General features: G+C 68.2%; 23 protein-coding genes. 12 read left to right on the top strand and 11 right to left on the bottom strand.

Going from position 1 to position 25,803, the window contains the following annotated elements; genetic code table 11:
* The first annotated feature begins 244 nt into the window (after positions 1-244).
* The 8 genes from GBZ48_RS07790 (at position 245) to GBZ48_RS07755 (ending at position 8,195) form a co-directional block, all read left to right on the top strand.
* Complete coding sequence (locus tag GBZ48_RS07790; RefSeq protein ID WP_174470503.1) at positions 245-1,585, top strand: LLM class flavin-dependent oxidoreductase; 1,341 nt, start codon at positions 245-247, stop codon at positions 1,583-1,585.
* 68 nt (positions 1,586-1,653) lie between these two features.
* The gene (locus GBZ48_RS07785; protein ID WP_174470502.1) at positions 1,654-3,282 is read left to right on the top strand and encodes an ABC transporter substrate-binding protein; all 1,629 of its coding nucleotides are present in this window, start codon (positions 1,654-1,656) and stop codon (positions 3,280-3,282) included.
* On the top strand, positions 3,279-4,499 hold the full coding sequence (locus GBZ48_RS07780; protein ID WP_174470501.1) for an acyl-CoA dehydrogenase family protein: 1,221 nt from the start codon (positions 3,279-3,281) through the stop codon (positions 4,497-4,499). The genes GBZ48_RS07785 and GBZ48_RS07780 overlap by 4 nt, the downstream gene beginning before the upstream one ends.
* 45 nt (positions 4,500-4,544) lie before the next feature.
* Entirely contained in the window at positions 4,545-5,801 is a 1,257-nt protein-coding gene (locus GBZ48_RS07775) for an acyl-CoA dehydrogenase family protein (protein ID WP_174470500.1), read from the top strand.
* 437 nt (positions 5,802-6,238) lie between these two features.
* Positions 6,239-6,601 (top strand): response regulator, encoded by a 363-nt coding sequence (locus tag GBZ48_RS07770; RefSeq protein ID WP_246307051.1) that lies wholly within the window; start codon positions 6,239-6,241, stop codon positions 6,599-6,601.
* 5 nt (positions 6,602-6,606) lie between these two features.
* Positions 6,607-6,984, top strand: a complete 378-nt coding sequence (locus tag GBZ48_RS07765) for a response regulator (protein ID WP_174470498.1) — start codon at positions 6,607-6,609, stop codon at positions 6,982-6,984.
* Between the two features lie 280 nt (positions 6,985-7,264).
* Positions 7,265-7,618 carry a response regulator gene (locus tag GBZ48_RS07760; RefSeq protein ID WP_246307050.1) on the top strand — a complete coding sequence of 118 codons (354 nt, stop codon included), beginning with the start codon at positions 7,265-7,267 and terminating at the stop codon, positions 7,616-7,618.
* A 70-nt stretch (positions 7,619-7,688) separates the two neighbouring features.
* A complete protein-coding gene (locus GBZ48_RS07755) occupies positions 7,689-8,195 on the top strand; it encodes a response regulator (protein ID WP_174470497.1) in 507 nt (168 codons plus the stop codon).
* 41 nt (positions 8,196-8,236) lie between these two features.
* Here the strand turns inward: GBZ48_RS07755 and GBZ48_RS07750 are convergent, their stop codons facing one another.
* The gene (locus GBZ48_RS07750) at positions 8,237-9,373 is read right to left on the bottom strand and encodes a mandelate racemase/muconate lactonizing enzyme family protein (protein WP_174470496.1); all 1,137 of its coding nucleotides are present in this window, start codon (positions 9,371-9,373) and stop codon (positions 8,237-8,239) included.
* Entirely contained in the window at positions 9,370-10,704 is a 1,335-nt protein-coding gene (locus GBZ48_RS07745; RefSeq protein ID WP_174470495.1) for an MFS transporter, read from the bottom strand. Before GBZ48_RS07745 ends, GBZ48_RS07750 begins: the two co-directional genes overlap by 4 nt.
* 137 nt (positions 10,705-10,841) lie before the next feature.
* On the opposite strand from GBZ48_RS07745, the gene GBZ48_RS07740 reads away from it, so the two are divergent.
* Together GBZ48_RS07740 and GBZ48_RS07735 are read left to right on the top strand one after the other, a co-directional pair.
* Positions 10,842-11,738 carry a LysR family transcriptional regulator gene (locus tag GBZ48_RS07740; protein WP_174470494.1) on the top strand — a complete coding sequence of 299 codons (897 nt, stop codon included), beginning with the start codon at positions 10,842-10,844 and terminating at the stop codon, positions 11,736-11,738.
* A gap of 658 nt (positions 11,739-12,396) precedes the next feature.
* Positions 12,397-12,717, top strand: coding sequence for a ParB/RepB/Spo0J family partition protein (locus GBZ48_RS07735; RefSeq protein WP_174470493.1), 321 nt, complete (start codon positions 12,397-12,399; stop codon positions 12,715-12,717).
* A gap of 51 nt (positions 12,718-12,768) precedes the next feature.
* On the opposite strand, the gene GBZ48_RS07730 is transcribed toward GBZ48_RS07735, so the two are convergent.
* The 9 genes from GBZ48_RS07730 to GBZ48_RS07690 all read right to left on the bottom strand — a co-directional run bounded on the left by GBZ48_RS07730 (position 12,769) and on the right by GBZ48_RS07690 (position 23,474).
* Positions 12,769-13,857 (bottom strand): CMD domain-containing protein, encoded by a 1,089-nt coding sequence (locus GBZ48_RS07730; RefSeq protein ID WP_174470492.1) that lies wholly within the window; start codon positions 13,855-13,857, stop codon positions 12,769-12,771.
* Positions 13,854-15,314: an FAD/NAD(P)-binding protein gene (locus GBZ48_RS07725; RefSeq protein ID WP_174470491.1), complete on the bottom strand. Its 1,461-nt coding sequence runs from the start codon at positions 15,312-15,314 to the stop codon at positions 13,854-13,856. Before GBZ48_RS07725 ends, GBZ48_RS07730 begins: the two co-directional genes overlap by 4 nt.
* A 43-nt stretch (positions 15,315-15,357) precedes the next feature.
* Positions 15,358-16,086, bottom strand: a complete 729-nt coding sequence (locus GBZ48_RS07720; RefSeq protein WP_174470490.1) for an ABC transporter ATP-binding protein — start codon at positions 16,084-16,086, stop codon at positions 15,358-15,360.
* 14 nt (positions 16,087-16,100) lie between these two features.
* Positions 16,101-17,015, bottom strand: a complete 915-nt coding sequence (locus tag GBZ48_RS07715) for an ABC transporter ATP-binding protein (protein ID WP_174470489.1) — start codon at positions 17,013-17,015, stop codon at positions 16,101-16,103.
* A gap of 7 nt (positions 17,016-17,022) precedes the next feature.
* Positions 17,023-18,861, bottom strand: coding sequence for an ABC transporter permease subunit (locus GBZ48_RS07710; protein WP_174470488.1), 1,839 nt, complete (start codon positions 18,859-18,861; stop codon positions 17,023-17,025).
* A gap of 22 nt (positions 18,862-18,883) precedes the next feature.
* Complete coding sequence (locus GBZ48_RS07705; RefSeq protein ID WP_174470487.1) at positions 18,884-20,080, bottom strand: ABC transporter substrate-binding protein; 1,197 nt, start codon at positions 20,078-20,080, stop codon at positions 18,884-18,886.
* Positions 20,081-20,111: 31 nt separating this feature from the next.
* Positions 20,112-21,299, bottom strand: coding sequence for an ABC transporter substrate-binding protein (locus GBZ48_RS07700; protein ID WP_174470486.1), 1,188 nt, complete (start codon positions 21,297-21,299; stop codon positions 20,112-20,114).
* A 174-nt stretch (positions 21,300-21,473) separates the two neighbouring features.
* Positions 21,474-23,105 carry a chaperonin GroEL gene (groL, locus tag GBZ48_RS07695; protein WP_174470485.1) on the bottom strand — a complete coding sequence of 544 codons (1,632 nt, stop codon included), beginning with the start codon at positions 23,103-23,105 and terminating at the stop codon, positions 21,474-21,476.
* A gap of 75 nt (positions 23,106-23,180) precedes the next feature.
* Complete coding sequence (locus tag GBZ48_RS07690; RefSeq protein ID WP_085557408.1) at positions 23,181-23,474, bottom strand: co-chaperone GroES; 294 nt, start codon at positions 23,472-23,474, stop codon at positions 23,181-23,183.
* A gap of 293 nt (positions 23,475-23,767) precedes the next feature.
* On the opposite strand from GBZ48_RS07690, the gene GBZ48_RS07685 reads away from it, so the two are divergent.
* On the top strand, positions 23,768-25,432 hold the full coding sequence (locus tag GBZ48_RS07685) for an FAD-dependent oxidoreductase (protein ID WP_174470484.1): 1,665 nt from the start codon (positions 23,768-23,770) through the stop codon (positions 25,430-25,432).
* On the top strand, positions 25,429-25,776 hold the full coding sequence (locus GBZ48_RS07680; protein ID WP_174470483.1) for a 4Fe-4S dicluster domain-containing protein: 348 nt from the start codon (positions 25,429-25,431) through the stop codon (positions 25,774-25,776). The genes GBZ48_RS07685 and GBZ48_RS07680 overlap by 4 nt, the downstream gene beginning before the upstream one ends.
* Positions 25,777-25,803: the final 27 nt, after the last annotated feature.

Genomic DNA, 25,803 nt, shown 5'->3' with positions numbered 1-25,803 from the left:
CCTTACTCATTTTTGTCTATAAGATCCATAGACAAAAATATCCCGATATGTGATTTTATGTATAACAACGATGGACATGCGTAAAACCTGTCCGGATTTCCAGGCTTTCCCGTGGAACCGGGGGGCCTGCGTGCGGCCCGGCCACCCAGCGCCGCACCCCCGTCCTGGCTGTCCGCAGCCCCTCTGCCGTGTTCCGTCTTCCGTCTTCCGTTCCGGCGCCATGCGCCATCCAGCGAGAGCCGCCATGAGCCCCCCGAGACAGCTGCATCTGAATCTGAACTTCATGAATGCCGGTTCCTACAGCTCCGCCTGGCGACGGCCGGAGAGCGAGGCGGCGGACTTCATCGACCCGGCCTTCCTCGTGCGCCAGGCCCAGCTCGCCGAGCGGGGCACCTTCGACGCCGTCTTCCTCGCCGACAATCCGGCCCTGCCGGACCGGCCGGACCTGCGGCCCTACCAAGCCCTGGAGCCGACCGTCGTGCTGGCGGCGATGGCGGCGGCGACGACGCACATCGGGCTGATCGCCACCCTGTCGACCACCTACAACGAGCCCTACAACGTGGCGCGCCGCTTCGCGTCGCTCGACCATGTCAGCGGGGGCCGGTCGGGATGGAACATCGTCACCACCGCTGAAACCGGCACGGCGCGCAATTTCGGTCTCGACGAGGTGCTGCCCCATGACCAGCGCTATGCCCGCGCCGTCGAATTCGCCGATGTGGTGACCGCCCTCTGGGACAGCTGGGAGCCGGGCGCACTGGTCGGCGACAAGGAAAGCGGGCGCTTCATCGACGGTTCCCGCATCCATCCGATCGACCATCGGGGACGTTACTTTTCCGTACAGGGGGCGCTCAACGTTCCGCCTTCGCCGCAGGGCCGGCCGGTCATCGTCCAGGCCGGAGGGTCGGGCGACGGCCAGGACCTCGCCGCCCGCCATGCGGATCTCGTCTTCTCGGTCGCGCACAGCCTCGATGAGGCCAGGAGCTTCGCCGACGGCTTGCGGGCCCGGTTGCTGCGTTCCGGCCGGGCCCCGGCCGAGGTGGTGATCTGCCCCGGTCTGGTCACCATACTCGGCAGCACGGAAGCCGAAGCCAAGCGGCGCGAGCGGGACCTGTGGGAGAGCGTGCCCATCGACTACGGGCTTGCACGGCTGGCCCGCACCCTCAACGTCGATCCCGGCCGGCTGAAGCTGGACGAGCCGCTTCCCGCCGACATCCCGTTCCCGGAGAATCACAGCCAGACCTTCTTCAAGGGAACCGTCACGCTCGCCCAGCGGAACGGGTTGACGGTGCGCGATCTCGTCAAGGCCCAGGGCGGCGGCGGGACCCAGCACCGCCTGGCCGTCGGCACGCCGGAGCAGGTGGCCGACGGGATCGAGACATGGTTCCGCTCGGGCGCCGTCGACGGCTTCAACATCATGCCGGACGTTACCGTCTCCGGCCTGGAGGTCTTCGTGGAGGAGGTCGTTCCGCTGCTGCGCAGGCGCGGGATCTTCCGCGAGGCCTACAGCGGACGAACGCTGCGCGACCATCTGGGATTGCCGCCGCCGTCCGTCCGGCATCGTCGACCGGCGGCAGCCACGGCCTGATGCCGGTTCCACAACGACAGACTTTCACACCCAGACTTTTACACCGCCCGATCCAGAAGGAATCGACCATGGTCCTCGTCCGTGGGCGCCCCGCCGCGCGCCCATTCGTCCGTCCGCTCGCCCTTGCCGCCCTGGCTTTCGGACTGGCGGCGCTCCCGCTCCAGGCCGGGGCACAGCAGAGCGCGGCGCCGGTGCGCGGCGGTACGCTGATCGCCACCATCGAGCCGCAGCCGTCCGTCCTCACCACCGCCTTCAACAACCAGTATGCGAACGCCGCCCTGTCGACGAACGTGTATGACGGGCTGCTGAGCTATGCCGAGGATCTCTCGGTCCGGCCGAGCCTCGCCGAAAGCTGGGAGGTCGCGCCCGACGGGCTGTCGATCACCTTCAAACTGCGGCACGGCGTCAAATGGCATGACGGCGTCGAGTTCACCTCGGATGACGTGAAGTTCAGTGCGCTGGAGGTGTGGAAGAAGACGCACCCGCGCGGGCGGCTGACCTTCGCCTCGCTGCAGGACGTCGAGACGCCGGACAGATACACCGCCGTCTTCCGCCTCTCCGCGCCGTCGCTGGTTATCCTGAGCGCCTTGAACGCGGCGGAATCCCAGATCCTGCCGAAGCATGTCTTCGAGGGCGCGCCGATCCAGACCAACCCGGCCACCTCCCGGCCGGTCGGCACCGGCCCCTTCCGCTTCAAGGACTGGAAGAAGGGCCAGTATGTCGAGCTGGAGCGCAATCCGGACTATTGGGACGAGGGCAAACCCTATCTCGACCGGGTCATCTTCAAGGCCATCCCCGACACTGCGAGCCGCGCCGCCGCACTGGAAACCGGGGAGGTGCAGTACGCACCCTACGACGCGGTGCCGTTCGGCGACGTCGCCAGGCTGCGCAAGGATCCGAACCTGCGGTTCGAGACGCGCGGCTACGATTACCATTCCCAGTTCTACATTCTGGAATTCAACCTGCGGAACCCGATCCTGGCGAACGACAAGGTCCGCAAGGCGGTCGCCCACGCGGTCGACAAGGCGAAGCTGGTGGAAACCGTTTGGTACGGGCTGGGTAAGCCGTCAACCGGACCGATTCCGGCCAGCGTCAAGACATTCTACACGCCCGACGTCCAGCGCTACGACTTCGACGTCGCGGCGGCGAACCGGCTGCTCGACGAGGGCGGCTATCCACGCAAGGCCGATGGCATCCGCTTCGCGCTCAACCTCGACTTCACCGCGGTCGGCGACGTGACCTCCCATTCGGCCGAGTTCATCCGGCAGAACCTGAAGGCCGTCGGCATCGACGCGAAGCTGAACAGCACGGACGATCCGACCTATCTGCGCAAGGTCTACAAGGACTACAGCTTCGATTTGAACCTGTTGCAGATTTCGCCGCTGATCGATCCGCAGATGGGGCTGTTCCGGCTTTACTGGACCAAGGCCCAGGCACCGGGCGTCCCTTACGTCAACGCGTCCAGCTATTCCAGCCCGGCGATGGACGGCATCATCGAGGCGATCCGCGTCGAGAGCGATCCGGACAAGCGGAAGCTCCTGTTCCACGACCTCCAGCGTCAGGCGATGACCGACCTGCCGCTGGTGCCGCTGTTCGACATGCAGCACTTCACCTTCTACAACCGCAAGGTCCACGGCATCAACACGACTCCGGACGGCGCGATCTCGTCGTTGAAGAACGTGTGGATCGAGCGATGAGCGGCCCTCCCGTACGCGACCGCGCCGCGCTCGTCGAACTGTCGGCCGAATTCGGCCGGCGCTTCGCCACGGGCGCCGCTGCCCGCGACCTCGAACGCCGGATGCCGTTCGAGGAAATCTCCGAGCTTGCGCGCAGCGGCTTGCTGGCGGCCCGCGTGCCGGCCGCCTATGGCGGGCCGGAGGTGAGCATGGGCGAGTTCGCCCGGATCGTCCTCAACCTGTCGAAGGGCGATCCGAACATCGCGCAGTCCGCCGCCGCGACCTTTCCCAACGTCGAGAAGATCCGCATCTACGGCAGCGAAGCGCAGAAGCGGCGCTATTTCGGCCTGCTGCTGGACGGCCGCCGGCTCAACGGCAACGCGGCGGCGGAGCGTGGCGGCACCCGCATCGGCGACATGGCGACACGGATCGTTCGGGATACAGGCCGGGAATCGGGCCGGGATGACGGCGGCTACCGGCTCGACGGGCGCAAATACTACACGACCGGCAGCCTGTTCGCCGAATTCACCCTGGTCACCGCTCTGCTGGAGGGCGGCCGGGCGGCGGCGGTGGTTCCGGTCGACCGCGCGGGCGTCACCGTCATCGACGATTGGGACGGGATGGGGCAGCGCACGACGGCGAGCGGCACCATGATCTTCGAGAATGTCCGGCTCGACGAGGACGAGGTCATGCCGATTCCCGATTACGGCCGCCGCCGCACCTACGAAGGCGCCTTCGCCCAGCTTCTGCATTCGGCCCTCGACACCGGGATTGCGCTGGCGGCGCTGGAGGACGCCGTCGCCTACGGGCGGACCCATGCTCGTCCGCTGCCCGAGGCCGGGGTCGGGCGCGCGGTCGAGGACCCTTACGTCCAGTACACCGTCGGCGAGATGGCGGTCCTGGCCCATGGTGCCGAGGCGCTGGTCGGGCGCGCCGCAACGGTTCTGGACGAGGCGGTCCGCCTGTTCCACCGCGACGGCCCCGCCGACCGGCCGCTCGGCGAGGCTTCGGTCGCCGTCGCCGAGGCGAAGTTCGCCGCCAGCGAGGCGTCGGTGAAGGTGAGCGAGATGCTTTACCGGATCGGCGGGGCATCCGCCACCCCGCGGACGCTCAACCTCGACCGCCACTGGCGCAATGCGCGCACCCATACCACCCACGATCCGGTGGCCTACAAGGCCAAGGCAATCGGCAACTTCTACCTCACCGGCGCGCTGCCTCCGATCAACACCAAGATCTGACCCGCACCGGGCCGACAGAATGAAAGCGACAGAGTGGAGACGACAATGACCGTTATCGACAGGACCGGCTCGCGCCACGGCGAGCCCGGGATCGGCGAGGCCGCGATTGACCAGGCAGAGGTCCCCGGACCCGGCTCGCCCGCGCTGCGCCGACTGGTCGAGGCCATCGCTGCGGGGGCCGAGGCCCGCGACCGCGGCGAGGCGAGGGCCGGCGAGGCGATCGACCTGCTGCGCGCGGCCCGTCTCGGCGCCTTCCGGCTGCCGCGGCAGGACGGCGGCGGCGGGGCATCGCTGATCGAGCTGTTCGAACTGGTGCTCGACCTTGCCGAGGCCGATTCCAACATCCCCCATATCTTGCGCAACCATTTCGCCTTCGTGGAGAAGGCGCTGCGCACCGCGGACAATCCGAAATACGCGCGCTGGCTCGACCATGTGCGCGACGGCCGCATCATCGGCCTCGGCGTCAGCGAACTCGGCATCCAGAACATCGGCCTGAACGACGGCGACACCCGCCTGGAACCGTCCGGGACCGGCTACGTGCTGAATGGACGGAAATACTACAGCACCGGCAACTTCTATTCCGACTTCATCCTGGTGAATGCGCGGACGCCGGACGGCAGGACGGCGTCGGCCTTCGTGCCGACCCGCGGTGACGGGGTGACCGTCGACGACGATTGGGACGGCATCGGCCAGCGTCTGACCGCCAGCGGCACGACGGTCCTGTCACGGGTGCCGGTGTCGCGGGACGACGTGCTGTTCGGTGCTGACGAGGATGTGCGGCTGCCGTTCCGGGCAACCTTCGCGCAGCTCTACCTGACCGCCATCGTCGCCGGCATCCTGCGCGCCGTGGTGGCGGATGCCGCGGCACTGGTGGCGGGGCGCGAGCGCAACTACTACCACGCCGTCACGGCCCGTCCGGCCGACGACCCGCTGTTGCAGCAGGTCGTCGGCCGGCTGTCGAGCGCCGCCTATGTCGCCGAGGCCGCGGTGCTGAGGGCGGTCGATGCGCTGGACGCCGCCTTCCGCTCCGCCGTCGCGGGTCCTCCGGATCAGGCGCTCTTCGTCGAAGCGGCACTGCGCACCGCGAAGTCGAAGGTGATGGTGGACGAGCTGGCGCTCGATGCGGCGACCCGCCTGTTCGAGGTCGGCGGCGCCTCCGCCATCCGGGCCAGCAAGCGGCTGGACCGCCACTGGCGGAACATCCGCACCCTCTCGTCACACAATCCGAACGCCTACAAGGCGCGGGCGGTCGGCGACCATGTGGTCAACGGTACCCCATTGCCGACCGCGGCCTTCTTCTGAATGTACCTCCGTCGGAACCAGCCTGCCCGAGCAACCGCCCTTCTGGCCGTCTCCGGCTGCCGGCGCAGGCATCGGTTTCTTATCGGGCATGAATCGGAACCTGCTGGCGGTGCTGCCGGTGACCATCTGGGCAAGGATGACATCAATTCAGAAGCCATGATTTTGCAGGAAATATATATTTATTTCCTATAATTGCTGACTTTTGCTTTGCAACGGAGTGGCTGTGGCGATGGATATCCAATCATTCAACCCGCTATGCACAATGCACCAATTGACAGTGACGTATTTTGTAGCCGCTATATGAAAGTCTTGGCGCTCAGTAAGAAACAAGCAGCGCTAATGAGAATTGTTCTCAACAAAGCGTCTCCGAATCTTTGAAAGCGTTGAAAAGTGCCCACAATTTTTATAAGCGAACCCGCGTTTTGAACGTCTCCCCCTTGTCCGGCCTCACCGTTCTCATCATTGAGGATGAGCCTTTGATTGCGTTGAGTCTGGAAGATGTCCTGACCGACAACGGCGCAGTCTGCATTGGCCCGATCGGATCGATCGGCAGTGCGTTGGAAATGATTGCGATGCACCGCTTCGACATTGCGCTGGTCGACATCAACCTGCGTGGGGAGCGGATCGATCCGGTGGCCGACCGCTTGTCTGCCACGGGGGTCCCCTTCCTCTTCACCACCGGCTATGGCGAAGAAGCCCGTCCCAAGGCGCATCGTCATCGCCCGGTGATCGCCAAGCCTTACAGCGATGCCGAGATCATCACCGCTCTGCTGCACCATCGTCCGCAGACGGTTGGGTAAGCCGGATGAGCGGCATTCCCCATGTCCTGATCGCCGAGGACGAGAGTCTGGTTGCCTTGACCATGGCCTTCATCCTGGAGTCCGAGGGATACCGGGTCACGGTCGCCTGCAACGGTGTGGAAGCGGTCGAGGCCGACACCGACGATCCGGCCGACATCCTGATCACCGACATGCGCATGCCGGTGATGGATGGCGCGGCTCTGATCCGAGCCATCCGGGAGCGGCGTCCGGATCTGCCGGTCATCGTGGTGAGCGGGTTCAGCGAGCATCTTCCACGGCCGGAACCGGGGCGGCTGGTGGTCATGCGTAAACCTTACGACTTGGCCGCGATGGCGCCGACCATCACCGCGCTGTTGTCCGGTGAAGCCGGCTCCGCTTCCTGATTCCGGCTCCGTGACGGCCCGCAACGGGCCGTCTGCTGCCGGTAGTTCGCCCTTTCGGCGTAGGCATCGCATCCATCCGGCCTGTTTGCGGATATTCTGTATGCGTGAATTGACCGGTATTGCCGCCGGGCCTGTTATGGAGGACCGGCGATACGCTGGGGAACCGGGCACAGAGCGGGCGATCCGAACCATGCGTCACACTTTATTTCGCTCGGCTCGCGGGACTATGGCAGTTCCAGTCGAAAGGGCAGGATGGGAAGCGGCTCGGGCCGAACGGTCCTTGGCCGGCCTCACGGTCCTGATCGTCGAGGATGAAATCCTGATCGCGATGGAGCTGGAGGATCTGCTCACCGACCACGGTGCCACCTGCCTCGATCCGGTCGGCTCAATCGGAAAGGCGTTGACGACGATTCAAGGACACCGCGTCGACATGGCGTTTTTGGACGTCAGGCTGCGGGGCGAGTCGATCGATCCGGTGGCGGACCGTCTGGCGGCGGCTGGCACGCCCTTCCTCTTCACCACCAGTTACGGTGTGGATGCGCTTCCCCCGGCACACCGCCACCGTCCGATGATCGCCAAACCCTATGGCGAGTCAACGATCATCCGGGCGTTTGCCGAGCATTGCCCGAACTGACACGCCGCATTGCCGGTCGCCGCCGACCGGACAGGCCTTCGTGCGCCATCTCAGAACCGGTAATCCAATGATGAACCGCAAGCCTATCCTGCTGGTGGAGGGCGATGCCGGAAACCGCGACCTGTTTCTGGAGGCCTGCCGGGAGGCGGGGCTTGGCCACGTCCCGGTGGTGGCCCGGGATGGGGAGGAGGCGCTCCGGCTGCTGTCCCCGCCGCTGGCGTCGGCCGCCCCGCTGCATCCCGCCGTCGTTGTATTTGCCCTGCCGGCGCTTGGCGGGATGGAGGGGCTGCGCCGGATCAAGGCGGCGGCTCCGGACACCCGGCCGATCCCGGTGGTGGTGTTCTCGGCTGCGCGGAACCGGGAGGATGTCGGTCTGTGCTACGCGGCCGGGGCCAATGCCTATGTCGTGAAGCCGGAGGCGTTTTCCGAGCTGGTGCAAGCCGTGCGGGCAATCGACCGGTTCTGGTGCGGATTGAACCGGCTTCCGTATCGTCAGAAGCTTGCCTTCGTCCCGGTGCGGCGCTCTGACGTCAGCGGAGCGGGCAACCGTCCGGCTGCCGCCATGAGCGGTCCGTGAAGGGACCGTGCCGGCGTGGTCGCCGGCATGGTCCCGGTGGGTTACCGTGCCGTCACGTCCTGCCGGGCGACGACGAAGGGTGACAGCATGTCGGCGTTCAGATCGATGCCGAAGCCCGGTCCGTCCGGCACCGTGACGGTCCCGTCGCCGTTGACGGCGGGACGGCCGCAGAGGTCCAGCAGGGGGTTGGGGCCGGCATCGAATTCGAGGAACGGATAACCTCCGGAAGCGCCGCCGCTGCGCAGCGCGGGCAGGGTCGCGGTCAGATGCAGGGCCGCCTGGAAATTCACGATGCCGCCCCAGACATGGGGAACGACCGGCCGGTCGTACAGCTCCGCCAGAACCGCAACCCGCCCGACGCCAGTCAGCCCGCCGCAGACGGCGATGTCCGGTTGAAGCACGTCCATGCAGCCGGCCTCCAGGAAGGGCCGGAAGGCGCGGGCCTCCGTGAAGGTCTCTCCGCCGGCCAGTGCGGACGTCATCAGGCCGGACAGCATGCGGTATCCTTGCAGGTCGCCGGGAACGGTGGGCTCCTCCACCCACAGCAGGCCGGCCTCCCGCATGTTCGATACGGCGGCCAGTGCCGCCCGCGGCGCGTAGGACTGGTTGAAATCCAGCATCAGCGTGCCGTCCGGCCCCATCATCCGCCGGACGGTGTCGACGATGGCCGCATCGTCCGCCGGGGCGAAGCCGCTGCGCAGCTTGACCGCCTTGAACCCCGCCCGGAGATAGCCCTCCACCTCGCGTTCGAACTCGCGGTAGGGATGGCCGCCGGGCTTGAAGAACGGGCCGCTGGCATAGGCGGCGACCCGGTCGCGCAGGGCGCCGCCCAGCAGCGTGCTGACCGGAATGCCGCACTGGCGCGCCGCAAGATCGTGCAGCGCCATGTCGAGGGCGGCGACGGCTCCCATCGCGCCGCCGGCGGCCTCGCGCATCTCCTGCCACAGCCGGCCGATCTGCTGGGGGTCCTGCCCGAGAAGGCGGGGGCCCAGACGCGCGGCGATGGTTGCGCGGTCGGCGGCAGGGGTATGCCAGGCCTCGCCCCAGCCGGCCCGGCCGTGGCGGTCCACGATCTCGACGAACAGGGTCTCGCGGCGGTCGAAGGACACCAGCGCGTTGCCGATGACTTCGGGCAACGGGGCGACCAGATGGTAAAGGCGGACTGCGGCGATGCTCATGCCTTGCTTTCCTGTGCGTTGTCCTGGGCGGAACGCGACACGGGCACGACGCCGCTGCGCATCATGTCGCGCATCAGATGGCCGAGCAGCAGGATCGCACAGGCTGTCAGCGCCATGGCGCCGGCCAGGGCCAGCTGCGCGCCGGCGAAGCCGCCGGTGGCGTCCCGCACCCAGCCGATGATGGTGGGGCCGAAGAAGCCGCCGGTGCTGCCGACGGAGTTGATCAGCGCGATGCCGGCTGCGGCCGCGGTGCCGGTCAGAAGGGTGGTCGGGAAGATCCAGATGTTGGGCGAGGCGCCGCCGATGCCGGCCGCCCCGATGGTCAGCCCGACCAGCCCGATCAGCGGATCGCTGCTGAGCGCCGCGAGGACGAAGCCGGCGGCGCTGACCAGGAACGGCCCGGCCGCGTGCCAGACCCGCTCGCCGGTGCGGTCGGCGTGGCGGCCGACCAGCAGCATGGCCAGCGCCATGAAGGCGGAGGGGATGGCGGCGACGAAGCCGGTCTGCACGGTGCTGAGGCCGAAGGCCTTGACGAACTGCGGCATCCAGATGGCGATGCCCGTGGTGCCCATGACGAGGCCGACCGCGATCAGGCACATCAGCAGGACGCGGGGATCGCGGACGGCGCGGCCGACGGTGAAGCGTTCCGTCTTCTCCTGCGCCGCGCGCTCGGCCTCCAGCCGGGAGGACAGCCAGCGGCGCTCGTCCTCGTCCAGGAAGCCGGCCTTCTCCGGCGAGGACGGCAGGAAGAGGGCGACGACGACCCCCATGACGATGGCGGGCATGGCCTCCAGGATGAACATCCACTGCCAGCCGGCCAGACCGTTCCAGCCGTTCAGATGCTCGATGATCAGGCCGGAGACCGGCGCACCGATGACCGACGACAGCGGAACGGCGATGTTGAAGGTTCCGAACATGCGGGCGCGGTATTCCCGCGGGAACCACAGCGTCATGTAGAAGATCATGCCGGGAAAGAAGCCGGCCTCGGCGGCGCCCAGCAGGATGCGCACCAGATAGAAGCTGCCGGGGCTCCAGACCAGGGCGGTCGCCGCCGAGAGCAGCCCCCAGGTGATCAGGATGCGGGCGATCCACAGCCGCGCGCCGTAGCGCACGAGCAGCAGGTTGCTGGGAACCTCGCACAGCACATAGCCGAGGAAGAAGATGCCGGCACCGAAACCGAAGGCCGACGCCGAGAAGCCCAGATCCTGGTTCATGGTCAACGCGGCGAAGCCGATGTTCACCCGGTCGAGAAATGCCGCGAAATAGCAGACCATCAAAATCGGCAGGATTCGCCATCCCACCTTGGCGATGACGTCGGATCGCTCTTTCATCCTGGTTTCCTCCGGATTGCGCGGACTCCGCCACGCTTTGTTTTGATGTCCAAGAGTGTCCATTCATTGGCATTGATAATCAAATAGGATGTCCTTAACATCTGATATTGGGAAAACTGATATTAGAAACAGCCGACATGCGGATCACCATCGCGCAGCTGGAGGCCTTTTTCTGGACTGCGCAGCTGGGCTCGGCGCAGCGGGCGGCCGAGCACCTCAACCTGGCGCAGCCCACCCTGTCGCTGCGCCTGAAGGATCTGCGGGACGCGCTCGGAAGCGATGTGTTCGAGCGGACGGGGCGCGGCCTGCGGCTCACGCCGGAAGGGCGCCTGCTGCTGCCGCGGGTCTCCGCGATCATGACGGAGCTGCGGGCCATCGGCGGGCAGGATGAATCCCGCACCGTCGCCGGCCGAATCCGGGTCGGCCTCGCCGAGGGTTTCGCTGTCACCTGCCTCTCGCCGCTGCTGGCCGGGCTTCAAGAGGATCATCCAGCGCTTCAGCCGGAATGGGTAGTGTCCACCAGCACCACACTGGAGAGCGCCCTGTTGCGCGACGCGCTGGACGTGGCGGTCCTGCTCAACCCGATCGGCGATGAGCAGCTCCACCTCCAGCCGCTCGGCGCCCAGCCGACGAGCTGGGTGGTGCCAAAATCCTGGGGGCAGACCGGCCCGCTGACGCCGCGGGATCTGTGGTCGCAGCCGGTCTTCTCCAACCCTCCGCCTTCCGCCATGCACCGGCAGATCAGCGGCTGGTTCGCGACGGCGGGCCTCTTTCCCAGCCGGCTCAGCACCTGCACCAGCGTTGCGGTGATCGCCGAGCTGGTGGCCGGCGGGGTCGGCGCCGGGCTGCTTCCCATCCCGATGGCACAGCGGTTCCTTGCGCTGGGCCAGGTCCAGCTGGTGGCGTCCAATCCCCCGGTGGAGAACGGACGGCTTTTCATCTGCTATCGAACCGGCCTCAACGATCCCAAGGTGGCGGCGGTCGCGCGGTCCATCGCCCAGGTGATGCGGCGGATCGATTACGTCGACCTCTGACGGGGACGGCACCGCCGCTCCGCCCACTCTCCATGTCCCATAGGGGTGGATGCCGTTAACGCCCTGACCCGCGCCGGCCTGCGTCAGCATCCACTCGCCCGAGGTCGCCGAGCTTATGCGACGTCGCATAACGCAACAAACCGATGTGCGTCGGCTGCCGGCCGCTGGCGGAGAATACCGCCGCAAGCGCCCATCAGCATTCTCGATGCCATTTTTTGCCAGGGGCTATGGGGATTGCAGAGGTAACTTCTGGGTGCTTGGCATCACGCATGTCCTGGATGTGGCAACGCTCGGCCAAATCGATCTACGAATAATGCTCGCCCATCAGCGCTCACAACCTGTAACATCTTGAGATTACAGGAAAGTTGCATTTCAGAACAGAACCACCCCTACCCACAAAAATAACGCATAAGCGGTATTATGGAAATTATAGTCACCCACGAATCATGGACCAAGGATCCCACGAAAGGCACGTGGCTGGTCATGTGCTAAAATCAGGAATCGACAAACGCACGGTCTCGGCAAGCATGGTTAGGTCGGCACTGCATAAGATTTATTTCCTTTAGATTGACAATATGCCTTGAAATCGGCACTGTCGTCGTCGCCCGCGGGCCAGCTGCGCCCGCAAATTCCCCCGCGCCCTGGGAGTTCGTGTGCCATGAGCCTTGCCGCCATGGGCGACGCCGCCTGCATTGCCGTCGCCGCCATCGCCGTGCCCGACAGCCATGCCCGCCGCCGCGTCGACGACGACGGGCTGGATTCGCTCGCCCGATCCATCGAAGAGGTCGGGCTGTTGCAGCCCATCATGGTCCGTCCGCTGGGAAATGGACGGTACGAGCTGCTGGCCGGCGCAAGGCGGCTGCGTGCGATGCAGGCGCTGGGCCGGGCCGGCGTGCCGGCGGTGCCGGTGACCAACGAAGGCGCCGCGGTGCTGTCGCTGGTGGAGAACATGCAGCGTCAGGGGCTGGATGCCCGGTGAAGGGCCTGACCGCCGCTGCGGACAAGCCCTTCGGTCCGGCCAAGACGCCGTTCAGCGCACGGCCTCGCCCAGGCTCAGCATCAGGCGGTTGGCCCAGGCGAAGATCGCGACCGCCAGGACGAGATCCAGGATTTCGCCGTCCTCCACCCCGGCCCGGCGAAGCGCTGCGACATCCTCCGCCGTCAGGGCGGCCGGCGTGGCGGTCAGGCGGGCGGCGGCCTGGGCGATGGCCTGCCGGCGCGGATCGTCCTGGCCGGAAATCCCCTGCGCGAACAGCAGATCGACCGCGTCCCTGCCCCCGGTCAGCTCGACGAAGCGGCGGGCGTGGACAGAGGCGCAATAGACACAGCCGTTCAGCACCGATTCCACGGCGGTCGCGAACTCACGCTCCGCCCGGGGCAGGCCGCGCGGGGCATACATGATGCCGTTGAACAGCGGCGTGCGGTGCAGAAGCGATTCCGGCTCATGCGCCAGCACCAGCGAATAGGCGCCGATGGCGATGTTGGACGGCGTCACCGCCAGAGCGAGCCGCTGCTCCTCCGTCGCATCCTCCAGCACCACGGGGGGCAGCCAGGGCTTCCAGTCCAGCACGTCGGTGGTGAAGCCGATGTCCGCATCGACCGGCACCGGTGCCCCGGCGGGCAGCGGGCCGGACGACGCTTCCGCCCCACCCCCCGCCAGCGCCCGCAGTCCGGCGAGCAGGCGGACCTGATAGTTCACCAGTGCGATCAGCTGCGACAGCGCGACGATGCCGTGCGCATCGAGCCCCGCCGCTTCCAGCGCGCGCAGATGCTCCGGCCGGGACTCACGCGGGGACCGGGTGACCCGTTCCGCATGGGCGACCAGGGCCGGGCGCGCATCGGCGCCGACGGCAAGCCCGCGGTAATGGGCGGCAAGCGCGTCGTTGCCGGCCAGCGCCGCGATGCGTTCCGCCACCGCGGCGCGCTCGGCGGCCGGAAACAGGCCGGGCCGCCGCGGCGCCAGCAGGGCGTCGTGCGCCGCCTGGGTGCGGGTGCGGATCTCCGCCCGGCGGGCGCGCAGGGCCAGCAGCGGGGAGGCGTCGGACAGGCCGGCCAGCCGGTCGATCAGGTCGGGGGCGATGTGGGCGATGTCACCGCCGGCGCCGATGGTGGCGCTCATTGGAAATCCTCCGCTTCGGTCCATTCGTCGCCCAGCAGTTCCGGCGTCTCGAACCCGATCAGCCGCTGCCAGTGGTAATCGTAATCCTCGGTGAACAGCGCCGCCGTGATGCTGTCGGCCAGACGCTCCGCCCCGGCACTGATGCCGGGGATGTCGCCGGTCACCTTGCCGTGGCTCAGCACCGCGGCGTAGTTGAAGGCATGGATGCGGTTCAGCCAGGGCGCCTCGCCGGGGGTGCGCTCAAGGAACTCGAAATCGGCGCCGAGATAGGGATGCTGGGCGAACTCGCCGGCCTCATGGCCGGGAAGGACATAGCGGTCGCGCCACAGCAGGGTGTGGCGGGCGATTTCCGCCAGTTCCGGCCGCTGCTCCCAATCCAGCGCGAAGCCGGTGGCGAGGATGACATGGTCGACCGCCACCGTGCCGCGTCCGGTGCGCAGGACCAGACGGCCGCCCTCGGCCTGCGCCGCCTCGACGGCACAGCCGGTCAGCAGCGAGAAGTTGGGATGGCGCGAGCAGCGCAGCATGGAATTGTGCGGCGCCGGCACGCCGGTGTCGGCGATGTACTGGTTGTAGGCCCAGCGCCGCTCGTCCGACAGGGTGTGGAAACCCAGAACGATGCCGGGATGGCCGGCGCCCAGGCTCTTGTTGATGCGCGGCAGCTCCGCCCGGCGGATCAGCATGTAGACCTTGGCGGCACCCCGCTCCAGCGCCTCCGCCGCATTGTCCACCGCACCGGCGCCGGCACCGAGCACCGCCACCGTCCTGCCCTTCAGTCCGTCGAAGTCGATGGGCTCATGGGCATGGCTCCAGAACCGCTTGTCCACCGCCTTCCAGAAGGCCGGGACGAAGGGGCCGCCCAGACCGTCGCGCCCGTTGGCCAGGATCACCCGGCGCGCCCGCACCCGCTGCCGCCCCTCCGGACCGTCAAGGTCGAGGGTCACGCCGTCGGCGTCGCCGGAGATCGCCGTCAAGGCGGTGTCGTTCTGCACCGGCGCGCCGGTGACGCGGCGGTACCAGGTCAGGTAGTCCAGCCATTGCAGGCGCGGGATGCGGAACAGCGCATCCCAGGCGGTGCGGCCGAACTGCGCCTCGAACCAGGCGCGGAAGGTCAGGTTGGCGAAGCCCAGCGCCGGACCGGTCAGCGTCTTGGGCGACCGCAGGGTCTCCATGCGGGCATAGGTCCCCCACGGCCCCTCGCGGCCGGCAGGCGCCCGGTCGAACAGCCGGACGTTGGAGATGCCGACCTTGCGCAGGGCGAAGGCGGCGGTCAGCCCGGCCATGCCGGCGCCGACGATGGCAACGTCGAGAACGCCGCCATCCTGCGCCGGCACCCAGTCGGCCGGCGGCAGGGTGAGCAGGTCGAGATCGCGGGCGAGCCGCGCCTCCAGTTCCTCCAGCGAACGGGGGCCGGAGTCTGCAACGGTGGAAGGCACGGCGGAGTTGTCCTTGGTCATCGGAAGAGGGTCCTGTCGGAAATGCTGCGTCAGGCGGGCTGCGTCAGGCTGCCTGGGCACCGCCCAGATAGGCGTCGCGAATCTGCGGGTCGCGGGCGAGGTCGGCGGCCGGGCCGGACAGCACGATGCGTCCGGTTTGCAGCACATAGCCGCGATGGGCGATCTGCAGGGCGAGGCTGGCGTTCTGTTCCACCATGAAGATGCTCACGCCCTGCCGGTTGATGGTCTGGATCATCTCCAGCACGCGGTCGACATGCAAGGGCGACAGGCCCATCGTCGGCTCGTCCATCACGATCAGCCGCGGACGGCCCATCAGGGCGCGGGCCATCGCCACCATCTGCTGCTCGCCGCCCGACAGGGTACCGGCCTGCTGGGCATGGCGTTCGCGCAGCTTGGGGAACAGCTCCAGGACGCCGTCGTAATCCTCCGCCACCGACTTGGCGTCGCTGCGGGTGTAGGCGCCCATCAGGACATTCTCGCGCACCGTCATGGTGCCGAACAGGCGGCGGGATTCGGGCACCGAGCCGATGCCGCGCCGGACGATCTGCGGCGTGGTCAGGCCGGTCAGCGGCTGCCCGTCGAAGACCACCTGCCCGGAGCGCGGCTTCAGCAGCCCCAGGATGATTTTCATCGTGGTGGATTTGCCGCTGGCGTTGCCGCCCAGCAGGCAGACGATCTGCCCGTGCGGCACCTCCAGCGACAGGTCGAAATGGACCTGCACCGGCCCGTAGAAGCTGTTCACGCGGTCGAGCCGCAGCAAGGCGTCGGTCATTCCGCCGGTCCCCCTCAATGCGCGATCCGGACCGGGACGGCGGCGTCCCCGTCCTGGCCCGTGTCCTGGCCCGTATCCTGGTTCGCGGCGCCCACCGCCTTATGGCCGAGATAGGCCTCGATCACCGCCGGATCGCTGGCGACCGCAGCCGGCAGCCCCTCGGCGATGCGGGCACCATGGTCCATCACCACCACCCGGTCGGACAGCTGCATCACCAGATCCAGCTTGTGCTCGATCAGCAGGATGGTCAGGCCGCGCGCCTTCAGGCCGCGGATGATCTCCAGCATCTCCGCCGTCTCGGTCGGGTTCATGCCGGCGGTCGGCTCGTCCAGCAGCAGCAGGCGGGGATGCAGGGCCAGCGCGCGGGCGATCTCCACCCGGCGGCGGTTGGCGTAGGACAGGCTGTGCGCCGGCTTGTCGAGGCGCGGGGTCAGCCGCTCGCCGAACATCCGGACGATCTCCTTCGCCTCGGCACGCAGCCGTTCCTCCTCCGCCCGGACCGACGGCGGTCGGATCAGCGCCAGCGCCAGTTCGACCAGCGGCCCCACCAGCGGAATCCGCGGCTTCACCGCCCGCAGCCGGGTGTGGGCGCCGACCAGCACATTGTCGAGCACGCTGAGATTGCCGAACACCCGGCCATGCTGGAAGCTGCGGGCCAGCCCGAGGGCGGCCAGCCGCTCGGCGGAGAGGCCGGTGACGTCGCGGCCTTCGAAGGTGACGGACCCCGCATCCGGCGCGTCGAGCCCGGAGATCAGGTTGAACAGGGTGGTCTTGCCGGCGCCGTTCGGGCCGATGACGCTGACCAGCTCGCCCTGCCCCACCGTCAGCGACAGGCCGTTGACCGCGGTCAGCCCGCCGAAGTGGCGGGTCAGGCCGGCGATCTCGAGCAGGGGTTTCTTCGGCAGGGAGTTCTTCAATTGGTCCGCCATGGCGTCCTCACACCGTTCCCAGAAGGCCCTGCGGGCGGAAGCGGATCAGCAGCAGCAGGACGACGCCGTAGATCAGCATGCGGTATTCGGCCGCCGCGCGGAACAGCTCCGGCAGCCCGACCAGCACCGCCGCCCCCAGCACGGCCCCGGCGACATTGCCGAGCCCGCCGAGGATGACCATGGTCAGCGCCAGCATCGACACCGGCGCCGGGAAGGTCTCGTGGTTGATGTAGGAGTAGAAATGCGCCATCAGCGCGCCGCCCACCCCGGCGATGAATCCCGCCACCGCGAAGGCCAGCCCCTTGTAGCGGTTGAGGTCGACGCCGTAGGAGCGCGCCGCCACGTCGTCCTCGCGGATCGCCCGCAGCGTGCGGCCGAGATGCGAGTTCAGCAGGCGGGATTGCAGGGCGGCGAAGGCCAGCAGGACGACAAGCGGCACCCAATAGACCCATTGCCCGCTGACCAGCGGCTTGCCCGCCACCGACAGCGGCGGGATGCCGGTGACGCCGATCGGGCCGCGGGTCAGGCTTTCCCAGTTGAGGATGACCAGCGTCACGATCTCGCCCACCGCCAGCGTGGCGATGGAGACGTAATGGCCGCGCAGCCGGAAGGCGGGATAGACCAGCGCGGTGCCCAGCGCCGCCGCCACCAGCCCGGCCAGCGGCACCGCCAGCAGCACCGGCACCCCGGCATCGAGCGCCAGCAGCGATGAGGCATAGGCGCCGATGGCGAGCAGCCCGGCATGGCCGAGCGACACCTGCCCGACCGTGCCGGCGACCAGAGTCAGGCTGAGCGCCAGCAGGGCGTAGAGCCAGGCATTGCCCAGCGTCTGCAACAGATAGGGCTGCTGCACGACCAGCGGCAGGGCGAGTGCGGCGGCGGCCAGCGCCCACACCGCCCATTTCGGCAGGACCAGCGGCCGGCTGGGGGCGATGAAGGTGCCGGTCAGCGGCTCCGGCGGCAGGCGGCGGGCCCGAGCGAACAGGCCGTTGGGCCGCAGCACCAGGATCAGGATCAATGCCACGAAGGCGAACAGGTTGCGGTAGCTGGTGCCGAACAGGGCGATGCCGTAGCTCTCGATCAGGCCCAGAAGCAGGCTGCCGGCGATGGCGCCCGGCACGTTGCCGACGCCGCCGATCAGCTGGGCGACGATGCCCTTCAACCCGGCCTGGAAACCCATGTTGGGGTCGATGGTGTTGTAATACATGCCGACCAGCAGGCCGCTGACCCCGCCCAGCGCCGAGGCGATGGCGAACACCGTGCGGTTCACCTTGTCGACGTCGACGCCGCACTGCTGCGCCGCGTCGCGGTCGAGCGCCGTCGCCCGCACCGCCCAGCCCAGCTTGGTGAAGCGCAGGAAGCCGTAGAGCAACCCCGCGCTGCCGATGCCGACCCCGGCGATCAGGAGGTCGAGCGCGCCGATGCTGCCGCCGCCGATGGCGATGCGCCATGTCGGCAGCTGGGTCGGCAGCGCGCGCGGGTCGGGGCTGAACAGCAGCTGCGCCGACTGGTCGAGCACCACCGACAGGCCGATGGTGGCGAGCAGCGGGGCGATGCGCGGGGCGTTGCGCAGCGGGCGCAGGCCCACCCGCTCGATGACCGCCCCCAGCAGCCCGCAGCCGGCGGCCACCGTGACGAAGGTCACCGGCAGCGGCAGGGCGAGCTTCGTCACGCACAGCCAGCCGATATAGGCGCCGACCATGTAGACCGAGCCATGGGCGAAGTTGATCAGGTGCGAAACGCCGAAGATCAGCGCCAGACCGACGGCCAGCAGCGCATAGATGTTGCCGATGACCAGCCCGTTGATGGTGTAGTCGAGCCACGGGCCGAGAGTGGTGGGAAGCACGATGGTCGGTCCTTTCCCGGCGTCAGTTCGCGGCCTTGGCCGCAGCCGGCTCCCGCCCCGCCTGCTCCCACAGGGCGAAGCCGCCGTTCCTCACGACGAGCCGCGTGCTCAGCGGCTTGTCGACGCGGCGGGTCTGCGGATCGAAGCGGACGGTGCCATAGACGACGCTCGGCGCATCCTTGACGGTGGCGAGCCCGTCGCGGACGGCGGTGCGGTCGGTGCCGCTCTGCCGGATCACGGTCGCCAACAGCAGAAGCGCGTCGTAGGCGCGGCTGGAATAGGCATCCGGCTCGACACCGTATTTGCCGGTGTAGGCCTTGACGAAAGTCTGGACCTCCGGCCGTGGGTCGCCGGGGAAGAAGGGGGTGGTGGTATGGACGCCTTCGACCGCCGAGCCGCCAAGCTCCAGGAACTTCGGCGAATAGACCGACCCGGCGGCGACCACCGGCTGGGTCAATCCGGCCTCGCGCAGCTGGCGGGTGATCTGGGCGCCGTCGGCATAGTAGGACACCAGCACGATGCCATCCGGCTTCGTGTCGCGCACCCGCACCAGGGCGGAGCGGAAATCCTTCTCGTCGGCCAGATAGCCCTCGGCACCGACCACGTCCGCCCTGCGCTCCTTGGCCGCCTTGGCGAACAAATCCTTGCTGGTGCGGCCCCAGTCATTGTTGATGAACAGCAGGGCGACGCGCTTCAGCCCCAGCGCCGACACCGCGTAATCGGCCAGGACCGGCATCTCCTCCGCCTGATTGAGCGCGTTGCTCCAGACGAAATCGCCACCCCTGGTGAAATCCGGGTGCGAGTTGGTGAAGCCGAACTGCACCAGCCCGCCATTCTGGTAGATCGGCGAGGCCGCCATCGATGCCGCACTGGTGAAATCGCCCAACTCGGCGACGATGCGGCTGTCGGCGACGAATTTGCGGGCGATGGCGACGGTCTGCTTGGGATCGCTCTGGCTGTCCTCGAACTGGACGCGCAGCGGACGACCCTGGATGCCGCCGCCGGCATTCACCTGCTCCAGCGCCAGATCGAAGCCGCGCTGCCACTGCGCGCCATACTGCGCATACTGGCCGGTCAACGGCCCGCTGACGCCGAGCACAACCGGTTCCTTCGCCGGATCGGCGGGCTGCGAGAAGGCCGGCTGGACGACGCCGAGCGAGGTCAGCAGCGACAGGGTGCCGGCGACGAGCGCGGTGGAGCGGAGAAACAGATCGAGCATCGGAATCGCTTTCAAACTACAAAAAATCGGATCAGTTGGTGGCGGCGGGGATGCTGCCGTCCCAGAGGGCGAAGGCGCCGTCCTTGACCACCAGCTTGACGTTGCGCACGCCGGACACGCGGCGCGTCTCGGGATCGAAGGTCGCCTTGCCGAAGATGACGCTGGGGATGTCCTTGACGCGCGGGAAGGCGTCGCGGATCGCTGTGCGGTCGGTGCCGCCCTCCTCGATCACCCGCTGCGCCACCAGCACCGCGTCATAGGCGTAAGCGGAAAAAGCGTCCGGCTCCTCCTGGTACTTCGCACGGTAGGCGGCGACGAAGCCCTGCACCTCCGGACGAGGTTCGGCTGGAAAGAAGTTGGCGCGGGTGTGGACGCCGTTGACCGCCTCGCCACCCAGTTCGAGAAACTTCGGCGAATAGACGGACCCCACCGCGACCACCGGCTGGTTGAGACCGACCGGCTTCAGCTGCCGGGCAATGGCCGCCCCGTCGGCATAGTAGGAGATCAGGACGATGCCGTCGGGGTTGGCCTCGCGCACCCGCACCAGGGTGGAGCGGAAGTCCTTCTCGTCGGGCAGATAGCCTTCGGTGGCGACGACCTCCGCCCCCCGTTCCTTCGCCGCCTTGACGAAGATGTCCTTGCTGGTGCGGCCCCAGTCGGTGTTGAGGTGCAGCACAGCCAGCCGCTTCAGCTTCAGCGAGGTGACGGCGAAGTCGGCGACGTTCGGCTGCTCCTCCGCCTGGCTGATGGAATTGCTCCAGATGAAGTCGCCGCCCTTGGTGAAGTCGGGGTGCGAGTTGGTGAAGCCGAACTGCACCAGCCCGGCCCGCTGGTAGATCGGCGAGGCCGCCATCGACGCCGGGCTGGAGAAGTCGCCCAGCTCGATCAGGATTTTCGGATCGGCGACGAATTTCTGGGCGATGGCGATGGACTGGCGCGGATCGTTCTGGCTGTCCTCGAACACGTAGCGCAGCGGACGGCCCTTCACCCCGCCGGCTGCATTGATCTGGTCGAGCGCCAGGTCGAAGCCCTTCTTCCACTGCGCGCCATACTGCGCGCTGGGACCGGTCAGCGGCCCGCTGACCCCGAACCACAGCGGCTCGCCCGCTGCCTCCGCCGCCTTCGCCGGCCCGCCGGACATCGCGATGCAGGCGAGCGCCAGGCCTCCAGCCAGGGTGTGGAAAAGCACTGAGCGTCGGGAAAGCACGGGCTCGGGCATGGCGTCGTCTCCAAAAGGCTGTCGGCACGAATTCGAAAAAAGGCCGCCGCCCGGAACCGGGGCGTGGACCCGCTGACGGGCGGCGGCTTCAGGCACGGGAGGACGGGTTACCGACGGGGTGCTGCGCCGGAAGGACATTGGTCGCAGCGCCCGCCGGCACCCGGACGGTCGCGATCAGAAATCGTAACCGCCGCCGGCCCCGGCCGGTGCAGCCGGGGACTTCGGTTCCGGACGCTCGACGATCAGCGCCTCGGTGGTGATCAGCAGGCCGGCGATCGACGCCGCGTCCTGCAGGGCGATCCGCACGACCTTGGCCGGGTCGATGATGCCGGCCTTCAGCAGGTCGGTGAACTCGCCGGTCTGCGCGTCGTAGCCGAAGGCGGTGTCGCCCCCCTCCAGCAGCTTGCCGACGATGACCGACCCGTCGGCCCCGGCATTCTCGGCGATCTGGCGCACCGGCGCCTGGAGCGCGCGCCGCACGATGTCGATGCCGACGCGCTCGTCGTCGTTGACCGGGACCACCGCATCGATGGCGCGGGTGGCATAGAGCAGGGTGACGCCGCCGCCGGGCACGATGCCCTCGGCGATGGCGGCGCGGGTGGCGTGGACGGCGTCGTCGACGCGGTCCTTGCGCTCCTTCACCTCGACCTCGGTCGAGCCGCCGACGCGGATCACAGCGACGCCGCCCGACAGCTTGGCCAGCCGCTCCTGCAACTTCTCGCGGTCGTAGTCCGAGGTGGTTTCCTCGATCTGGGCGCGGATCTGGGCGATGCGGGCGTCGATGGCCTCGCGGCCGCCGGCGCCGTCGATCACCGTCGTCTCCTCCTTGGCGATCACCACCCGCTTGGCGGTGCCGAGATCGGCCAGCGAGACGTTCTCCAGCTTGATGCCGATGTCCTCGCTGATCACCTGCCCGTTGGTGAGGATGGCGATGTCCTCCAGGATCGCCTTGCGGCGGTCGCCGAAGCCCGGCGCCTTCACCGCGGCGATCTTCAGCCCGCCGCGCAGCTTGTTGACCACCAGCGTCGCCAGCGCCTCGCCCTCGACATCCTCGGCGACGATCAGCAGCGGGCGGGAGGACTGCACCACCGCCTCCAGCACCGGCAGCAGCGGCTGCAGGCTGGACAGCTTCTTGTCGTGGATCAGGATGTACGGGTTGTCGAAGTCGACGACCAGCTTCTCGGCGTTGGTGACGAAATAGGGCGAGAGATAGCCGCGGTCGAACTGAAGCCCTTCGACCACGTTCAGCTCGGTCTCCAGGCTCTTGGCCTCCTCCACCGTGATGACGCCGTCGTTGCCGACCTTGGACACCGCCTCGGCGATGATGGCGCCGATGGCGCGCTCGCCGTTGGCGGAGATGGTGCCGACCTGCGCCACCTCGTCGTTGGTCGAGATGGTCTTGGCCCGCGCCTTCACGTCGGCGATCACCGCTGCGACGGCGCGGTCGATGCCGCGCTTGAGGTCCAGCGGGTTCAGCCCGGCGGCGACGGCCTTGGCGCCCTCGCGGACGATGGCCTGGGCCAGAACCGTGGCGGTGGTGGTGCCGTCGCCGGCCAGATCGGCGGTCTTCGACGCCACCTCGCGCACCAGCTGGGCGCCGAGATTCTCGAACCGGTCGGCCAGTTCGATCTCCTTGGCGACCGACACGCCGTCCTTGGTGATGCGGGGGGCGCCGAAGGATTTCTCGATCACGACGTTGCGGCCCTTCGGGCCCAGCGTGACCTTCACGGCATTGGCGAGGGTATCGACGCCGCGCAGGATGCGGTCGCGGGCATCGGCGGAGAATTTGACGTCCTTGGCGGCCATGGCGATGTCCTTTTTATCGAAGTCTTTTTTGGGTGGGTTCCAGCGGAAACGGGCAGGTCTGCCTCAGGCGGGGCCTCAGGCGGGTTCGACCACGCCGACGATGTCGGATTCCTTGATGACCAGCAGATCCTCGCCCTGCACCTTGATCTCGGTGCCGGACCATTTGCCGAAGACCACACGGTCGCCGATTTTCACGTCGAGCGGGTGGATGCGGCCCTGGTCGTCGCGCACACCGGGGCCGACCGCGATCACCTCGGCCTCCTGCGGCTTCTCCTTGGCGGTGTCGGGGATGATGATCCCGCCCTTCGACTTCTCCTCCTGCGCCACACGGCGGACGACGACGCGGTCGTGCAACGGACGGAACGGCATGCCTGGTGTCTCCTGGTTCGGACCCGTTCGGGCCTCGCTGGGGGTCATGTGCGGCGCCCCGCATTCACCGTAGGGACAGAGCTTAATCACTGTTTATTCCTACTGTAAAGATAGTGATTTGTGTTTTATTTATACATTCATGTAATGTTATTTCTGAGTCCGCTGGGATCGGCGCCATCCGACCCATTTGAAAAACTCAACAAAATCATGAGCATTCCAAAATTGACGGGGTGCTGCCGCGGTATTGTAAAAAACAACACACAGATGCATCGAAGCGGCGGAGTTTCACAGAAATGCCGAACATCCGGGTATCGACCACTCCGCCGACCGCAGAGCTGCCGACCGTCGAGCTGCCGCCCATCGCCGCCGATGTGCTGGTGATCGGCGGCGGCCTGTCGGGAACCTGGGCGGCGCTGGCGGCGGCACAGGCCGGAGCCAGGGTGGTGCTGGCCGACAAGGGCTATTGCGGCGCGAGCGGTGTCGCCGCCACCTCGGGTCCCGGCCACTGGTGGGTGCCCCCCGATGCGGACGCACGGGCCGAGGCGATCCGCCAGCGCACGGCGATTGCCGGCGGCATCGCCGACCCGGCCTGGATGGAGCGGATCCTCGACATCACCTGGACCACCCTGCCGACCATCGCCGATGTCTACGACTTCTCCACCGACGAGACCGGAAGGGTGCAGTACCGCGGCCTGCGCGGGCCGGAATATCTGCGGGCGATGCGCCGCAAGATCCACAAGCTCGGCGTCCGCATCCTCGACCAGAGTCCGGCGCTGGAGCTGCTGGCCGAGTCCGGCGGGACCATCGTCGGCGCGCGCGGCCTGCGCCGCCAGCGGGGCGAGGCCTGGACCGTGCGCGCCGGGGCGGTGATCCTGGCGACCGGTGGCTGCGCCTTCAAATCGCGGCTTCTCGGCAGCCACACCAACACCGGCGACGGCCATTTGATGGCGGCGGAGGCCGGGGTGGATTTCTCCGGCATGGAATTCTCCACCTACCACACGGTGGCGCCGGCCCACTCGACCATGACCCGGTCGATGTCCTTCGCCTTCGCCACCTATTACGACGGCGAGGGACGGGAGATCGCCGTACCGCCCGGCGACGCCACCCGGACGCTGGCCCGTGCCATGCTGGAGGGGCCGGTGCTGTGCAGCCTGCACCGCATGCCGGCGGACATCCGCGAGCGGCTGCGCCGGGTGCAGCCCAACATGATGCTGCCCTTCGACCGCGGCGGCAGCGATCCTTTCACCCACCGCTTTCCCGTGCTGCTGCGGCCGGAGGGCACCATCCGCGGGTCCGGCGGCATCCGGCTGGCGGACGACGACTGCGGCACCGCCGCCGACGGGCTGTTCGTCGTCGGCGATGCCGCGACGCGCGAGCCGGTGGCGGGGGCGGTGTCGGGCGGCGGCGCCATCCTGGCCGCCTGGGCGCTGTCGTCGGGCGTGATCGCCGGACGCGCCGCGGCGGCGCGGGCGGCCTGTCATGGCCGGCGCACCGACACTCCCGCCCGTCCGCTGGGTCAGGCCGGGCTGCGCCCGGCGCGCCACGCCGCTTCGGTCGATCCGCGTGCCGTCACCGCCGCCGTCCAGGCCGAGATGCTGCCCTACGACAAGACCATCTTCCGCCGCGGCCCAGCGCTGGCCCGCTCGCTGTCGCGGCTGGACGGGGTGTGGAGCGACCTGCGCGACCATCTGGACGGCGAAGGGGCAGCCACTGCGGGGGAAACGGTGCAGGCGCGCGAGAGCGCCGCCCTGACCGCCGTCGCCCGCTGGTGCACCCGCGCAGCACTCGTCCGGCCGGAAAGCCGCGGCATGCATCTGCGCGTCGATGCCCCGGCCAGCCACCCGGCTCTGGCCCGGCGCCTGACCGTCGGCGGGCTGGACCGGCTGTGGTCCCGCTTCGACGGGGACGCGCCGCAGCCTCTCGACAGTCCCGTCCCCACCCAGGCAGGTGCCGCATGATCAGCCTCGTCATCGCCGAACGCTGCACCGGATGCCAGGTCTGCGTCCGCGTCTGCCCGACCAACGTCTTCGACGCCGTCCGGGGCGGGCCGCCGGTCATCGCCCGGCAGCAGGACTGCCAGACCTGCTTCCTGTGCGAACTCTACTGCCAGCCCGACGCGCTCTATGTCGATCCCGACTGCGAGACGCCGGCCGCGGTGAGCGCCGAAGAGATCGAGCGCTCCGGCCAGCGCGGCCGCTACCGCCGCGACTCCGGCTGGGACGAATGGGCCGGCGACCCGCGCTATGCCAACGAACATTGGCGGATGGACCAGATTTTCGCCCGCGCCCGGGCCCTGTCCTGATTCCGCCGCTGCCTTCCCCGAACTGGA

It is taken from the genome of Azospirillum melinis (assembly GCF_013340935.1).
Classification (GTDB): domain Bacteria; phylum Pseudomonadota; class Alphaproteobacteria; order Azospirillales; family Azospirillaceae; genus Azospirillum; species Azospirillum melinis.
This window is presented reverse-complemented; position numbering and strand designations above follow the sequence as displayed.

What these genes read in the sequence shown, in the direction of transcription:
- GBZ48_RS07790 (WP_174470503.1), top strand. Translation starts at nt 245, where the DNA reads ATGAGCCCCCCGAGACAGCTGCATCTGAATCTGAACTTCATGAATGCC.
- GBZ48_RS07785 (WP_174470502.1), top strand. Translation starts at nt 1,654, where the DNA reads ATGGTCCTCGTCCGTGGGCGCCCCGCCGCGCGCCCATTCGTCCGTCCG.
- GBZ48_RS07780 (WP_174470501.1), top strand. Translation starts at nt 3,279, where the DNA reads ATGAGCGGCCCTCCCGTACGCGACCGCGCCGCGCTCGTCGAACTGTCG.
- GBZ48_RS07775 (WP_174470500.1), top strand. Translation starts at nt 4,545, where the DNA reads ATGACCGTTATCGACAGGACCGGCTCGCGCCACGGCGAGCCCGGGATC.
- GBZ48_RS07765 (WP_174470498.1), top strand. Translation starts at nt 6,607, where the DNA reads ATGAGCGGCATTCCCCATGTCCTGATCGCCGAGGACGAGAGTCTGGTT.
- GBZ48_RS07755 (WP_174470497.1), top strand. Translation starts at nt 7,689, where the DNA reads ATGAACCGCAAGCCTATCCTGCTGGTGGAGGGCGATGCCGGAAACCGC.
- GBZ48_RS07750 (WP_174470496.1), bottom strand. Translation starts at nt 9,373, where the DNA reads ATGAGCATCGCCGCAGTCCGCCTTTACCATCTGGTCGCCCCGTTGCCC.
- GBZ48_RS07745 (WP_174470495.1), bottom strand. Translation starts at nt 10,704, where the DNA reads ATGAAAGAGCGATCCGACGTCATCGCCAAGGTGGGATGGCGAATCCTG.
- GBZ48_RS07740 (WP_174470494.1), top strand. Translation starts at nt 10,842, where the DNA reads ATGCGGATCACCATCGCGCAGCTGGAGGCCTTTTTCTGGACTGCGCAG.
- GBZ48_RS07735 (WP_174470493.1), top strand. Translation starts at nt 12,397, where the DNA reads ATGAGCCTTGCCGCCATGGGCGACGCCGCCTGCATTGCCGTCGCCGCC.
- GBZ48_RS07730 (WP_174470492.1), bottom strand. Translation starts at nt 13,857, where the DNA reads ATGAGCGCCACCATCGGCGCCGGCGGTGACATCGCCCACATCGCCCCC.
- GBZ48_RS07725 (WP_174470491.1), bottom strand. Translation starts at nt 15,314, where the DNA reads ATGACCAAGGACAACTCCGCCGTGCCTTCCACCGTTGCAGACTCCGGC.
- GBZ48_RS07720 (WP_174470490.1), bottom strand. Translation starts at nt 16,086, where the DNA reads ATGACCGACGCCTTGCTGCGGCTCGACCGCGTGAACAGCTTCTACGGG.
- GBZ48_RS07715 (WP_174470489.1), bottom strand. Translation starts at nt 17,015, where the DNA reads ATGGCGGACCAATTGAAGAACTCCCTGCCGAAGAAACCCCTGCTCGAG.
- GBZ48_RS07705 (WP_174470487.1), bottom strand. Translation starts at nt 20,080, where the DNA reads ATGCTCGATCTGTTTCTCCGCTCCACCGCGCTCGTCGCCGGCACCCTG.
- GBZ48_RS07700 (WP_174470486.1), bottom strand. Translation starts at nt 21,299, where the DNA reads ATGCCCGAGCCCGTGCTTTCCCGACGCTCAGTGCTTTTCCACACCCTG.
- groL (WP_174470485.1), bottom strand. Translation starts at nt 23,105, where the DNA reads ATGGCCGCCAAGGACGTCAAATTCTCCGCCGATGCCCGCGACCGCATC.
- GBZ48_RS07690 (WP_085557408.1), bottom strand. Translation starts at nt 23,474, where the DNA reads ATGCCGTTCCGTCCGTTGCACGACCGCGTCGTCGTCCGCCGTGTGGCG.
- GBZ48_RS07685 (WP_174470484.1), top strand. Translation starts at nt 23,768, where the DNA reads ATGCCGAACATCCGGGTATCGACCACTCCGCCGACCGCAGAGCTGCCG.
- GBZ48_RS07680 (WP_174470483.1), top strand. Translation starts at nt 25,429, where the DNA reads ATGATCAGCCTCGTCATCGCCGAACGCTGCACCGGATGCCAGGTCTGC.